The 12,720-nt window shown below is 71.9% G+C and carries 13 protein-coding genes and 1 pseudogene; 5 read left to right on the top strand and 9 right to left on the bottom strand.

What is annotated here, in order from left to right; all coding sequences use genetic code 11:
• Window positions 1-67 precede the first annotated feature (67 nt).
• Window positions 68-1,321 (bottom strand): class I SAM-dependent RNA methyltransferase, encoded by a 1,254-nt coding sequence (locus K228_RS0112950; RefSeq protein ID WP_025618829.1) that lies wholly within the window; start codon window positions 1,319-1,321, stop codon window positions 68-70.
• Complete coding sequence (locus K228_RS0112945; RefSeq protein WP_025618828.1) at window positions 1,318-3,399, bottom strand: APC family permease; 2,082 nt, start codon at window positions 3,397-3,399, stop codon at window positions 1,318-1,320. The genes K228_RS0112950 and K228_RS0112945 overlap by 4 nt, the downstream gene beginning before the upstream one ends.
• Before the next feature lie 162 nt (window positions 3,400-3,561).
• Here K228_RS0112945 and K228_RS0112940 point away from each other — a divergent pair, with 162 nt between their 5' ends.
• Together K228_RS0112940 and K228_RS0112935 are read left to right on the top strand one after the other, a co-directional pair.
• The gene (locus tag K228_RS0112940) at window positions 3,562-4,227 is read left to right on the top strand and encodes a potassium channel family protein (protein ID WP_025618827.1); all 666 of its coding nucleotides are present in this window, start codon (window positions 3,562-3,564) and stop codon (window positions 4,225-4,227) included.
• 2 nt (window positions 4,228-4,229) lie between these two features.
• On the top strand, window positions 4,230-4,919 hold the full coding sequence (locus K228_RS0112935; RefSeq protein WP_188116198.1) for a potassium channel family protein: 690 nt from the start codon (window positions 4,230-4,232) through the stop codon (window positions 4,917-4,919).
• A gap of 15 nt (window positions 4,920-4,934) precedes the next feature.
• Here the strand turns inward: K228_RS0112935 and K228_RS0112930 are convergent, their stop codons facing one another.
• From K228_RS0112930 to dut, 4 genes are all read right to left on the bottom strand, one after another.
• Complete coding sequence (locus K228_RS0112930; protein ID WP_025618825.1) at window positions 4,935-5,624, bottom strand: DUF3159 domain-containing protein; 690 nt, start codon at window positions 5,622-5,624, stop codon at window positions 4,935-4,937.
• Entirely contained in the window at window positions 5,621-6,001 is a 381-nt protein-coding gene (locus K228_RS0112925; protein WP_025618824.1) for an OB-fold nucleic acid binding domain-containing protein, read from the bottom strand. Before K228_RS0112925 ends, K228_RS0112930 begins: the two co-directional genes overlap by 4 nt.
• A gap of 126 nt (window positions 6,002-6,127) precedes the next feature.
• Window positions 6,128-6,805 carry a DUF3710 domain-containing protein gene (locus K228_RS0112920; RefSeq protein WP_033776862.1) on the bottom strand — a complete coding sequence of 226 codons (678 nt, stop codon included), beginning with the start codon at window positions 6,803-6,805 and terminating at the stop codon, window positions 6,128-6,130.
• A 73-nt stretch (window positions 6,806-6,878) separates the two neighbouring features.
• Complete coding sequence (gene dut / locus K228_RS0112915; protein ID WP_033776861.1) at window positions 6,879-7,400, bottom strand: dUTP diphosphatase; 522 nt, start codon at window positions 7,398-7,400, stop codon at window positions 6,879-6,881.
• 67 nt (window positions 7,401-7,467) lie between these two features.
• Here dut and K228_RS0112910 point away from each other — a divergent pair.
• Window positions 7,468-7,950 (top strand): annotated as a pseudogene (locus K228_RS0112910) (DUF3093 domain-containing protein); the annotation flags it as partial.
• Window positions 7,951-8,230: 280 nt separating this feature from the next.
• Here the strand turns inward: K228_RS0112910 and K228_RS0112905 are convergent.
• Both K228_RS0112905 and K228_RS0112900 read right to left on the bottom strand, forming a co-directional pair.
• On the bottom strand, window positions 8,231-9,022 hold the full coding sequence (locus K228_RS0112905) for a hypothetical protein (protein ID WP_025618820.1): 792 nt from the start codon (window positions 9,020-9,022) through the stop codon (window positions 8,231-8,233).
• A 146-nt stretch (window positions 9,023-9,168) separates the two neighbouring features.
• A complete protein-coding gene (locus K228_RS0112900; RefSeq protein ID WP_018214600.1) occupies window positions 9,169-9,465 on the bottom strand; it encodes a DUF4193 domain-containing protein in 297 nt (98 codons plus the stop codon).
• Window positions 9,466-9,896: 431 nt separating this feature from the next.
• On the opposite strand from K228_RS0112900, the gene K228_RS0112895 reads away from it, so the two are divergent.
• Window positions 9,897-10,406 carry a LytR C-terminal domain-containing protein gene (locus K228_RS0112895; RefSeq protein ID WP_025618819.1) on the top strand — a complete coding sequence of 170 codons (510 nt, stop codon included), beginning with the start codon at window positions 9,897-9,899 and terminating at the stop codon, window positions 10,404-10,406.
• A 58-nt stretch (window positions 10,407-10,464) separates the two neighbouring features.
• On the opposite strand, the gene K228_RS0112890 is transcribed toward K228_RS0112895, so the two are convergent.
• Window positions 10,465-11,274 carry an inositol monophosphatase family protein gene (locus K228_RS0112890; RefSeq protein WP_025618818.1) on the bottom strand — a complete coding sequence of 270 codons (810 nt, stop codon included), beginning with the start codon at window positions 11,272-11,274 and terminating at the stop codon, window positions 10,465-10,467.
• A 282-nt stretch (window positions 11,275-11,556) separates the two neighbouring features.
• Here K228_RS0112890 and K228_RS25580 point away from each other — a divergent pair.
• A partial coding sequence (locus tag K228_RS25580; protein WP_025618817.1) for a sigma-70 family RNA polymerase sigma factor occupies window positions 11,557-12,720 on the top strand: 1,164 nt, incomplete at its 3' end.

The following is a 12,720-nucleotide window of genomic DNA, read 5'->3' as shown; positions in this document are numbered from 1 at the left end:
ACAGCCCGCAGTCCGGTCGGGAGCACCCGCAACGGTCCGCAGGACGCCGGCAACGCTGAGCCGATGGTCAGGCGTCGCTCCGCCGCCGGTGCGGCGAGGCGGGCGGCAGCAACAGCCCCACCAGCTCCACGTGCTGGGTCATCGGAAAGAGGTCGAAGCCGCGCAGCGCGGCGAGCCGCCAGCCCAGCTCAGTGAAGCCGCGGACGTCCCGGGCAAAGGCGGCCGGGTCGCAGGCCACGTACGCCACCGCGCGCGCTCCGGCGGCGGCCACCGCCCGCACCACCCGGGCCCCGGCCCCGGAGCGGGGCGGATCGAGCACCACCAGGTCCACCGGCGCGGTGAGGCGCCCACGATCCAGCACCGGGGCGACCCGGCCCGAGACGATGCCGACCTGTGACAGGTCCCGCAGGTTCTCCCGGGCGGCGGCGATGCCGGCCCCGGCGGCCTCAACGAGGGTGACCCGCCCGGTGGCACCGACCCGCTCCGCCAGCGCGGCGGCGAAGAGGCCCGCCCCGCCGTACAGGTCCCAGGCGGTCTCCCCCGGCCGCGGGTCGAGCTGCGCCAGCACGGCGTTGACCAGGGTGTCCGCCGCCGCCGGGTGGACCTGCCAGAACGCCGACGGGGGCAGCGCCCACCGGCGGCCGACGGCCTCTTCGTGGACCCGTTCCGGCCCGCTCACCGGCCGCACCGCTCCGTCGGCGACGGCGGTCACGGTCACGTCCCCGCCGGTCGAGGCGACGGACTCGACGGCGTCCGCGTCCGGCCACCGCACGGGTCCGAGCACCGGCAGTTGTTGAATCGCCGGGTGGGCGATCCGGCACCGGTCGATCGGCACCACCTCGTACGAGCGGTGCTTGAGCAGGCCGGCCCGACCGGCACCGTCAACGGTGTACCGCACCCGGGAACGCCAGCCCAACGACCCGCCGGGCAGCGCCTCGACCTGGATACCCAGCGCGTCCAGCTCCCCGTCGGTCAGCCCGCCCAGTCGGGTGAGTTGCTCGCGGATCACCCCCGCCTTCCAGGTCAGCTGCGCCTCGGGGGACACGTGCTGCAGGTCACATCCGCCGCAGCGGCCGGGCTTCGCGTACGGGCAGGGGGGCTCCACCCGCTCCGGCGCGGCCACCAGCACCGTCACCGCGTCGGCCCGGGCGAACCCGCGGTGCACCTCGGTGACCTCGGCTACCACCCGCTCGCCGGGCAGCGCGTGCCGGACGAAGACCACCTGGCCGGCGACCCGGGCGACGCAGTGCCCGCCCGGGGCCACCGCCCCGACGGTCAACTCGACCCGCTCAGCCTCCGCCAGCCCCTCGTCGCCGGTCACCGGCCACCTCCGTCGGCCGGGTCCGGGCCGCTCCTTGGCGGCGGGGTGGGGACCGTTGGCGGGCCGTCTGTCGGCTCCGGGCCGCCCGGCGTCACCCGGGGACCGCGGGCCGGTCCTCGGCTGAGCGTCTCGTCCAGCCGGTCCAGATCCTTGCCCTCGGTCGAGGCGAGCTGCCACGGCACGCTGGTGACCATCACTCCCGGTTCGAAGAGCAGCCGACCCTTGAGCCGCAGTGCGCTCTGATTGTGCAAGAGGTTCTCCCACCAGCGGCCGACCACGTATTCGGGGATGAAGACGGTGACCACGTCGCGGGGCGAGGACCGACGGATGCCGGCCACGTAGTCGATGATCGGCCGGGTGATCTCCCGATACGGCGAATCGATCACGGTCAGCGCGACCGGCACGTCCCGCCGTTCCCACTCGGCCTGCAGCCGGCGGGTGTCCTTGTCGTCGACGTTCACCGTCACCGCGGTCAGGCTGTCCGGCCGGGTGACCTGCGCGTAGGCGATGGCCCGCAAGGTCGGCTGGTGCACCTTGCTGACCAGCACGACCGCGTGGTTACGGGCCGGTTTCACCGGCCGCCCCTCGTCGGGGACGAGCTCGACGGCGACCCGGTCGTAGTGTCGACGGATCCCCAGCATCACCAGGTAGATCATGATCATCGCGGCGATGGCGATCCACGCGCCGAGCAGGAACTTCGTGACGACCACGATCACCAGCACGGTGGCGGTCATCGCCATGCCGAAGCTGTTGATCGCCCGGGAGCGGATCATCTGCCGGCGCACCTGCTGGTCGCGCTCGACCTGAAGGTACCGGTTCCAGTGCCGGATCATGCCGGCCTGGGACAGGGTGAACGAGACGAAGACGCCGACGATGTAGAGCTGGATCAGCCTGGTCACCTCGGCCTGGAAGCCGATGATCAGCACGATCGCGAAGCCGGCCAGGAAGAGGATGCCGTTGGAGAACGCGAGCCGGTCCCCCCGGGTGTGTAGCTGCCGGGGCAGGTAGCGGTCCTGGGCGAGGATCGACCCGAGCACCGGGAAGCCGGTGAACGCGGTGTTCGCGGCCAGGAAGAGGATCAGGGCGGTGACGCCGACGACCACGAACAGCAGCAGCGAACCGGAGCCGAAGATGGTCTCGCCGAGCTGCGCGGTGACGGTCTTCTGCACGTACCCGTCGGGGCCGCCGACGATCTGCCGGGCCGGGTCCTCCACGAACTGCAGGCCGGTCAGCCGGGCCAGCCAGACGATGCCGACCAGCATGGTCACCGCCACCGCGCCGAGCATGAGCAGGGTGGTCGCCGCGTTGCGGCTCTTCGGTGCCCGGAAGGCGGGCACCCCGTTGGAGATCGTCTCGACGCCGGTGAGCGCGGCGCAGCCGGAGGAGAAACTCCGCAGCAGCAGGAACGCCATCGCCCACCCGGTCGTGTCGCTCCACTCGGTGGCGATGACCAGGTCCGCGCTGGGGGCGCGCAGGTCGTGGCCGAGCAGTACCACCCGGACCAGCCCGGTGAGGATCATGCCGACGATAACGATCATGAAACCGTAGGTGGGGATGGCGAAGGTGGTGCCGGACTCCTTGATCCCGCGCAGGTTGACGGCGGCGAGCAGCACCACCGCGGCGACGGCCACCGCCACCTTGTGGGTGGCCACGAAGGGGATCACCGCGCCCAGGTTCGCCACCCCGGACGCGACCGACACGGCGACGGTCAACACGTAGTCGACCAGGAGGGCGCTGGCCACGCCGACACCGGCGCGGCGCCCCAGGTTGACCGTGGCCACCTCGTAGTCGCCGCCACCGGACGGGTAGGCGTACACGTTCTGCCGGTAGCTCGCCACGACCGCGAGCATCACCACGACCACCGCCAGGGCGATCCACGGCGAGAAGACGAACGCCGAGGCCCCGGCGAACGAGAGCATCAGCAGGATCTCGTCGGGGGCGTAGGCCACGCTGGAGAGCGCGTCGGAGGCGAAAACGGGCAGGGCGATGCGCTTGGGCAGCAGGGTGTGCTGGAGTCGGTCGGACCGGAACGGTCGACCGACGAGCAGTCGCTTCACCAGCGAGGCGGGTCGGGCCACAACCGCCAAGCGTACGACCCTCGCCCACACCCACGCCCGGGTGGCCGGACACCGGAGGGCGTACGCACGGAGTACCGTCGGTCCGCGTCCGCCCCCGGGAACGTGACAGGCTCGTCCAACAGCCGCAACGGCTGGTGCGGGCGGATGTTGAGGAGGGGCACGGTGCATGTGGTGATCATGGGCTGTGGGCGGGTCGGAGCGACCCTCGCGCACGGTCTGGAGGCCCACGGGCACTCGGTAGCGGTCGTCGACCAGAATTCCGACGCCTTCCGCCGACTCGGCCCGGACTTCGCCGGCATCACGGTGACCGGCGCCGGCTTCGACGGGGAGGTGCTCCGACAGGCCGGCATCCAGCGGGCGGACGCGTTCGCGGCCGTCTCCAGCGGCGACAACTCCAACATCATCTCCGCTCGGCTGGCTCGGGAAGCCTTCGGTGTCACCCGCGTCGCGGCGCGCATCTACGACCCGCGGCGAGCCCAGGTCTATGAGCGCCTCGGCATCCCGACGGTGGCCACCGTCCGATGGACCGCCGACCGGATGCTGCGGCACCTGGTGCCGGACGGCAACGAGGCCTTGTTCCGGGACCCGACGAGCACCGTCTCGATCGTGGAGGTCCCGGTGCACAAGGACTGGGTCGGCCAGTCGGTGCTGGCGCTGGAGAAGACGACCGGCGCCCGGGTGGCGTACCTCACCCGGTTCGGCATCGGCACGTTGCCGACGCTGAGCACCGTCGTGCAGGAGGGTGACCAGATCTTCATGCTGGTCACCGACGACATCGTCAACGCGGTCACGTCGGTGGCGGCGTTGCCGCTGGAAGGGGGGCAGTGACCATGCGGGTCGCCATCGCCGGCGCCGGAAACGTGGGCCGCTCCATCGCCCAGGAGCTGATCGAGAACGGCCACCAGGTGACGCTGATCGAGCGGCAGCCCACGATGCTCCGGCCGGACCGGGTACCGGACGCGGAGTGGGTGCTGGCCGACGCCTGTGAGCTGACCAGCTTGGAGGAGGCCGAGCTGGCCAACCGCGACGTGGTGGTCGCCGCCACCGGGGACGACAAGGTCAACCTGGTGGTATCGCTGCTGGCCAAGACCGAGTTCGCGGTGCCCCGGGTGGTCGCCCGGATCAATCGGGCCGAGAACGAGTGGCTCTTCACCGAGCAGTGGGGGGTGGACGTGGCGGTCAGCAAGCCGCGGGTGATGGCCGCCCTGGTAGAGGAGGCGGTGACCGTCGGCGACCTGGTCCGACTGATGACCTTCCGGCAGGGCGAGGCGAACCTGGTCGAGATCACGCTGCCGACAAGCGCCCCGTACGTCGGTCATCCGCTGCGGGAGGTGCCGCTGCCCCGCGACGCGGCGCTGGTGGCGATCCTCCGCGGCAAGCGGGTGCTGGTGCCCAGCCCGGACGACCCGATCGAGGCCGGCGACGAGCTGATCTTTGTCTGTACGGCGGAGGTGGAGGACTCCGTCCGGACGGTGGTGCTCGGTCCGGACAGCGTCGAGCGGACCCGCAAGGCCTGCTGAGCCCGCGGCCGGCCGTTACTCGACCGGGTTCTGGGGCGTCAGGGGGGCTTGGGGGTTGTGCCGGGTCACCCGACGCACCGTCCAGACCGTGATCAGCAGGAGCAGCACGTACGGCGGGTAGCCGAGCAGAAGCCGGGCGATGCCGAGCGCGGTGTCCTGGCGGGCGAGGTAGAGCCCGGCCTGCACCCCGACCTTCGCCAGCCAGACCACTCCCCAGAGCACGGTCAACCGGGTGAAGGTCCGCACCAGGAGCGGGTCCTGCCGCCACTCGGAGGCGCCCTTGGCGACCAGGACCGACCAGATCCAGCCGACCAGGGGCTGCCGGATCGCCGCCGAGCCCAGCAGCACCAGGCCATAACCGATGCCGTAGAGGATGCCGGGCAGATAGAAGTCCCGCTCATCACCGGTGCGCCAGGCGATCGCCGCGCCGATCGCGATCCCGAACAGCCCGTTCACCGCGTGCCGCACCGGCCGCCGCTGGGCCAGCCGCAGCACCGCGATGAACACCGCGACCGCCACCGCGGCGACCACAGCCGGGCGCAGCTCACCGAGGATGTTGGCGACCACGAAGACGACCACCGGGATGCTGGACTCCAGCAACCCGCGCCAGCCCCCCAGCTGGTCGGCCATCTGCTCGGCGATCGTCGGGAGCGGCTCCTCCTCTCCCGTGCCCGGCTGCGCCGTCGGGCGCTGTCCCGTCGTCACTTCGGCGGCTCCAACTCGTAGTACGGGTTGTAGATGACCTTACGGTCACCTCGGATGGCGACCCGGCCTCGAGCGGTCAGGTGCCGGCCCGGTTCGATGCCGGCGATGTGCCGCCGGCCCAGCCACACCAGGGTCACCACGTCGCTACCGTCGTACAGGTCCGCCTCCAACGTCGGCTGGTTGGTCCGCGGCGTGTAGACCACGGTGCGGAGCCGGCCGGAGACCGCGACCAGTTGGCCTCGGCAGCACTGGCGGGCCGGCATGCCGCCGTGTTCGGCGCTCTCCCGGAGCAGCTCCTGCGCCTCGATCTCCGCCTCGCTGGCGGTGAGCCGACGCAGCACGCGCCGCAGCGATCCCCGCCGCTCGTCGGTCGACATGACCTCCGCGTCACCCTTTCCGGGCTGGGCCGGCCCGGGGCCGGCGGTGGAGCGGCCCACCGCACGCCGGGACCGCTCCGCCAGCGTACGCCGACGGAGTGGATGCCAGCGATTGGTGGAGTAGCGTCAGGCCTGCGGGGTCGGCTTCGGCTCGGCGGCGGAGCCGTCCGCGGCCGCCTGTTCGGCGGCCTCCCGGGGCAGGCGCAGCGGCAGCGGCTCCCGCACCGGCCGCGCCTCCTGTCCCCGGTCAACGACGAGGCCCTCGAGACAGACGGTCAGCGGGCCGGCCGCATCCGGCTCGGTCGCCGCCTTGCCCTGGTAGACGGCGCGGACCATCCAGCGCGGCCCGTCGATGCCGACAAAGCGCAGGTCGGTACGGCCGTCCTGGGTAGGGACCTGGGCCCGTAGCTCGACGCCGTACGCACCCGTGACCTCCTCGGTGGTGGCGCCGTCGTTGGACAGGGACTGGTGGATCTCCTCGCGTACCTCGTCCCAGATGCCCGCGCTGCGCGGGGCGGCGAAGACCCCGAGCTGAAGCGCGTTCTGCCCGTGCACGAGCACCACCTGCTGGACAGCGCCCTGCGGATCGGCCTGCACCCGCACCTCGACCCCGCCGACCGCGGGAATCTGCAGGCTCCCCAGGTCGAGCCGCTGCACCCCGGCCGGCGCCTCGGTCACGTCGTAGGGGCCGGGGGCCGGCGTGGCCGAACTCGTCGCCTCGCGCCCCTCCTGGGCCTCGGGCCGCTCGTCGCGCGGGCGTCGTTCGGCATCGGCCCGCTTTCGGGAGAAGATCACTGCGTACACCCTCCGCTGTTCACGCTGTTCACGCCCACCCTGTCACTTTCCCTCGCTACCGGCGATGCGTCCGCGCCGGGTGTCACGACGCCTCCGGCACCGGCTGCCGGCCGTCGGTGGCCGCGGTGGCCGACCCCAGGCCGGCGTGACCGCCGGTGGAGCCGTGCCCGCCGGCGCCCCGCTGGGACGCGGGCAGCTCCGCCGCCGGCTGGAACCGCGCCCGAGCCACCCGCTGCACGACCAGCTGTGCGATGCGGTCACCGCGAGCGATCCGAGCCACCGCCTCTCGATCATGGTTGATCAGGTTGACCAGGATCTCACCCCGGTAGCCGGCGTCGACCGTACCGGGCGCGTTGAGCACGGTCACGCCGAGCCGAGCCGCCAGACCCGAACGGGGATGGACCAGGCCTACATAACCCTCGGGCAGCGCGATGGCTACCCCGGTCGGCACCAGGGCCCGGCCACCGGGGGGCAGCTCCACATCCGCGGCGGCCACCAGGTCCGCCCCCGCATCGCCGGGATGGGCGTACGCAGGGAGCGGCAGCTCAGGGTCGAGCTGCCGCACAGGCACGGGTACGACATCGGTCACGGTTCCCTCTTCCATCCGGTTCCTGGGTGACCTGCCCATCCTGCCCGGTACTCCCCGCGGCACGCGCCGTACCCTTCATCTCGTGCGCGTCTCCTCGTCCCCGGCTGCCCGCTACGCCGAACGGCTGGATCTGCCGTGGTGGCTCTGGTTGGGCGGATTCGCCGTGGCCGGGCTACTCGCTACCGAGATCTGGATGGGCGCGTCGGGCGTCCGGGCGTGGCTGCCGTTCGTGCTGCTGCTCCCGGCGTGCCTGGCGAGCCTGCTCTGGCTGGGCCGGATCCGGGTGGCGGTTGACGACGGCGAGCTGAGGGTGGACGATGCGCGGCTGCCGGCCCGATTCGTCGCCGATGTCATCCCATTGGACGCCGCCGGGCGGCGTGAGGTGCTCGGCGTCGGCGCAGACCCACTGGCATTCGTGATCCAACGGCCGTGGATCCCCGGCGCCGTGCAGGTGGTACTCGACGACCCGGCTGACCCGACCCCGTTCTGGGTGGTGAGCACCCGGCGGCCGGTGAAGTTGGCGGAGGCACTCCTCGCCGCCCGGGATGCGGCCCACACCGGTCGGAACACGGCCGACACCGGTCAGGACCCGGCCGACACCGGTCAGGACACCACCCACACCGATCAGGACGCGGCCCACACCGGTCAGGACACCACCCACACCGATCAGGACGCGGCCCACACCGGTCAGGACGCGGCCCACACCGGTCAGGACGCGGCCCACACCGATCAGGACGCGGCCGACACCGGTCAGGACGCGGCCCACACCGGTCACGACTGAGTCGGCCCGGGTTCAACCGGCGGCCAGCGGCTCCCCGAACAGGGTCACACCGACCGCCCGGGGCTCACGGTGGGTCGGGGGGTGCCCCAGCCCGGCGTCGGAGATCAGCGCGGAGGAGATCGGCCACCGCGCGGGTGGCCCGTCGGTTGAGGTAGCTCGCGACAGCGGCGCCGGTGAGGAACGGGCCCAGCGTGGTGAGGTTGCGGCCGAAGCGTCTGACCAGCCGGTCCCGCAGCTCACGGCGGGCTGCGGCGCCCAACACCGCGCTCACTCCAACGCCCGGCCGCATCGGGTTGATCCCGCGCCGCCCGGACCAGGATACGACGAGCGCCACCGCCCGCTGGGCGCCACCGGCGGGCAGCGGCACCCCGTACACCTCGTGCAGCTCGCCGACCAGCTTCAGTTCGATCGCGACCACCGCGACCGTCTCAGCGGCCAGCAGTACCGGCGCCGTGAGCAGGCTCGGGGGCACCGTCCATTCGACAGCGGCGACGCCACCCCCGGCAGCGCCCACTCCGGCGCCAGCCCGGGCGGCGTTCCGGACGAGGCGCTCGGCCAACGCCTCACCGTCCAGGTCCGGGAAGTGCCGACGAAGCGTGGCCCGGTCCCGGACCGGCACGTGTGGGGCGACCTCGGCGATGGTGTCAACCATCCAGCCGAGCGCCGACCTCGGCCGGAACAGGTCACCAAACCCGCGGGTCCGGGCCTGCCCGACCAGGCGACCGAGGAGCTGCCCACGCCGAGCCGGCAGGACGTCGTCGGCGGTCAGCTCCGCGACGGTGGCACCGAGACCGTCGGCGGCACCGACCGGCTCGTCGACGGTGCGGTCCGGCTCGGTGCGGTCCGGCTCGGTCATGGCATCGGACCTCCCGCTGGACTAGGCCGCGCTGACGGCCGGCCGGGACGGGGGCGGCGTTGCCCACCGGGTCGCCGCAGGGCGACCGGGGGGTGTGCGGCGGCCCCAGCACAGAGCCGCCGCCAGTGGTGCGATTCGCGTCCCGGTCAGACGCACTCGCGGCAGATGAGGTCGCCGTTGCGTTGGGCTGCCAACTGGCTGCGGTGGTGCACCAGGAAGCAACGCCCACAACGGAACTCATCCTGCTGCATCGGCAGCACCTTGACCGTCAGCTCCTCGTCGGCCAGGTCGGCGCCGGGCAGCTCGAAGCTCTCCGCCACCTCGGCCTCGTCCACATCCACGGCGCCCGACTGTGAGTCGACGCGCCGGGCCTTCAGCTCTTCCAGGCTGTCCTCGCCGAGGTCGACCTCGTCGCGACGCGGGGCGTCGTAGTCGGTGGCCATCGGTTCACTCTCCCATATCGATGTTGTCGCTTCCGGTTGTAACGCCGGACGACGTTGTTTCGGTTCCGCTGGGCGGCCACCACTTGTGTCGTTCACCCGACCCGGCAGGAGTCGGGTCGACGCCGCCAGAGAACTCCCCAGCGAGCGCGGTACCTTACCTCCACTGCGGGCGTGGCATGTATACCGCCCTCGTGGAAGAGATGTACGCCTCCGCACGGGAAGTTGTTCCCAATGTGACTCAGGCGACATGAAGATAGGGGTAGTACTACCTCGTTCCCGGCCGGCACGCCGGCATGTCCGGCTGTTTCCACGCCGCCGCCGGACAACCGTTAACCTCAGCGGCGTACCGGATGGCCGTTCGGGCGCTTCACCCGCCGCTGACGACCGTCACCCTCCTCCGTCCCGGGAGCACCTTGATGAGCTTTGCGCGAGTGCGAGCACTCGTCGTCGTCGCCCTGTTGGCGATCCTGGCGCTGATCTTCACCGTTGTCGCCCTGGTCCGGGACACGCAGAGCGACGCGGGACGCAGCGCCGGCTGCCAGGAGGGCTGGCCGGAGGCGGACGTCACACTCCGCGAACCGGCCGAGGTAAAGATCAAGATACTCAATGGGACCGACCAGGTGGGCCTCGCCAGCAAGGTCTCCGACGACTTCCGAAATCGGAAGTTCCAGATCGAGGAGACCGGCGACGCGGAAAAGACCGACGACATCGCGGTCCTGCAGTACGGGCCGAAGGGCGTTGGTTCGGCGCACCTGCTGCGGGCCTACTTCCTGAACAACGCCGCGGTCGAGTTTGACCCGGAGCGCGCCGACGCCACCGTGGACATCATCCTGGGCAGCGCCTTCCAGCAACTCGCCACCACAACCGAGGTCAACCAGTCCCTCGGTGACCTCGGGGCACCGGTGGCGCCGCCCGGCACCTGCCCGGTCCAGGAGGAGTGACCGAAACTCCCGGTGGCGCCCCACCGGTCGGCCTTCCGAGACCGCCGTCGGTCGGTCCTCAGGGGCCGCCGGCGGCGTCGAGGTCGACCAGCCGGTCGTGCAGCGGCGCGAAGAGCTCCGGGGGCGCGGCGATCACCAGATCCGGCCCGGCCGCCGCCCCGGTCAACCCACCGACCCGGAGTCCGGCCTCGGTGGCCACCAGTCCTCCCGCGGCGAGGTCCCAGGCGGCGAGCCCCTTCTCGTAGTAGGCGTCCACCCGCCCCTCGGCGGCGAGGCAGAGATCGAGGGCCGCCGCGCCGAACCGACGGATGTCGCGGATGTGCGGAATCAGCTCGACCAACACGCGGCCCTGGTGCTGCCGACGGCGAGGGTCGTAGCCGAAGCCGGTGGCCACCAGCGCCTGGCTCAGCTCTGGCTCGGTGGAGCAGCGCAGCCGTTGCCCGTCCCGCCAGGCGCCGTCACCGACGGTCGCGGTCCACTCCTCACCGGTGACGACGTTACGCACCACCCCGGCGACCACCACCCCGTCCACCTCAGCGGCGAGCGAGACCGCACTGTGCGGAATGCCGTACAGGTAGTTGACGGTGCCGTCGATGGGGTCAACGATCCATCGGACGGCGGCACCGGCGCCCGCCTCCCCATACTCCTCACCCAGCACGGCGTCTCCCGGCCGGAGCCGGCGCAGCGCATCGTGCACCTGCCGCTCCACCGCCTGGTCGGCAGCGGTCACCACGTCGGTGACGGTGCTCTTGGTCGCGGCCACCGAGACCCCCTGACCGCGCATCCGGCACGCCGTCGCGGCTGCCTCCCGCGCCACCTCGATCGCGATCTCCAGCAGTTCCCGCGGCTCCGGTACCGAGCGGGCCATTCTCGTCCCCTTCCCGCACGACCGGGGTGGTCGCGACCATATGCGGGTATCATCCTTTCAAAGTCCACATCCGCGCCAAATCGGCGGTCCTACCGGCGGTCCGGCGTGCGCCGCCGAATGATCGCCGTGGACAGCGTTACAATTCACCCTGCCCACGCGCCACGGACCGCCATCAACCGGCTGGCCCGCGACACGGGGGGCTCAACGACTCGCCCGGCACCGCGCTCCGCCCCACGCCGGACGACCCTGCCGTGCTCGCTCTTCGCCACCGGAAGGTCATTCGTGACAGAACCCCGCCAGACCGGCGCCGACGTTCGCTCGCTCACCGACACCTTGATCGCACATGCGCAGAGCGCCGGCGGTCAGCTCACGTCGGCTCAGCTCGCGCGCACTGTCGAGTCAGCCGAGGTGACTCCGGCCCAGGCCAAGAAGATCCTCCGGGCGCTCTCGGAGGCGGGGGTGACCGTCGTGGTTGACGGTTCGGCCAGCACCGCCCCACGCCGCCGGGTGGCCGCCGCCCGGTCGACCACCCCAGCGTCCCGGGCCACCACCGCCAAGACCACCAAGAAGGCCGCCACGCCCGCCGCCAAGGCGGCACCGACCGGGGCCGAGGCACCAGCCCCAGCACCGCGGAAGGCCACCACCCGCAAGGCGACCGGCGCTGCCGCCGACGGCGCCAAGGCCACGCCGGCGAAGAAGGCCACCCGGGCCACCAAGGCCACCGTGGCCGCAGCGACCGGCCCGGCGAAGGCCACGACGAAGACCGCGAAAGCCACGAAGGCCACGAAGGCCACAAAGAGCGGGGCTGCTGGCGAGGTCGACGCGGAGGAGTTGGCCGCCGAGATCGAGGACGTGGTGGTCGACGAGCCGGCGGAGCTGACCCGGGCCGCCGAGACCGACGCGGCGAACTCCGCCAGCGACAACGACTTCGAGTGGGACGACGAGGAGTCCGAGGCCCTCAAGCAGGCCCGCCGGGACGCGGAGCTGACCGCCTCCGCCGACTCCGTCCGGGCGTACCTGAAGCAGATCGGCAAGGTCCCGCTCCTTAACGCCGAGCAGGAGGTCGAGCTCGCCAAGCGGATCGAGGCCGGCCTCTACGCCACCGAGCAGCTGCGCGCGGCGGAGGAGGGCGACGAGAAGTTCAACCGCGACATGCAGCGCGACATGATGTGGATCTCGCGGGACGGGGAGCGGGCAAAGAATCACCTCCTGGAGGCGAACCTCCGCCTGGTGGTGTCGCTCGCCAAGCGCTACACCGGCCGTGGGATGGCCTTCCTCGACCTGATCCAGGAAGGCAACCTCGGCCTGATCCGCGCGGTCGAGAAGTTCGACTACACCAAGGGCTACAAGTTCTCCACCTACGCCACCTGGTGGATCCGCCAGGCCATCACCCGCGCCATGGCCGACCAGGCCCGCACCATCCGCATCCCGGTACACATGGTCGAG

It is taken from the genome of Salinispora cortesiana (assembly GCF_000484695.1).
Classification (GTDB): Bacteria; Actinomycetota; Actinomycetes; order Mycobacteriales; family Micromonosporaceae; genus Micromonospora; species Micromonospora cortesiana.
Note: the sequence above shows the minus strand (reverse complement) of the source record. Positions and strands in the feature narration are given on the sequence as shown.

Excerpts from the sequence above, each read along its gene's own strand:
- K228_RS0112900 (WP_018214600.1), bottom strand. The coding sequence starts at position 9,465 with ATGGCCACCGACTACGACGCCCCGCGTCGCGACGAGGTCGACCTCGGC.
- K228_RS0112935 (WP_188116198.1), top strand. The coding sequence starts at position 4,230 with ATGCGGGTCGCCATCGCCGGCGCCGGAAACGTGGGCCGCTCCATCGCC.
- K228_RS0112890 (WP_025618818.1), bottom strand. The coding sequence starts at position 11,274 with ATGGCCCGCTCGGTACCGGAGCCGCGGGAACTGCTGGAGATCGCGATC.
- dut (WP_033776861.1), bottom strand. The coding sequence starts at position 7,400 with ATGGAAGAGGGAACCGTGACCGATGTCGTACCCGTGCCTGTGCGGCAG.
- K228_RS0112925 (WP_025618824.1), bottom strand. The coding sequence starts at position 6,001 with ATGTCGACCGACGAGCGGCGGGGATCGCTGCGGCGCGTGCTGCGTCGG.
- K228_RS0112905 (WP_025618820.1), bottom strand. The coding sequence starts at position 9,022 with ATGACCGAGCCGGACCGCACCGAGCCGGACCGCACCGTCGACGAGCCG.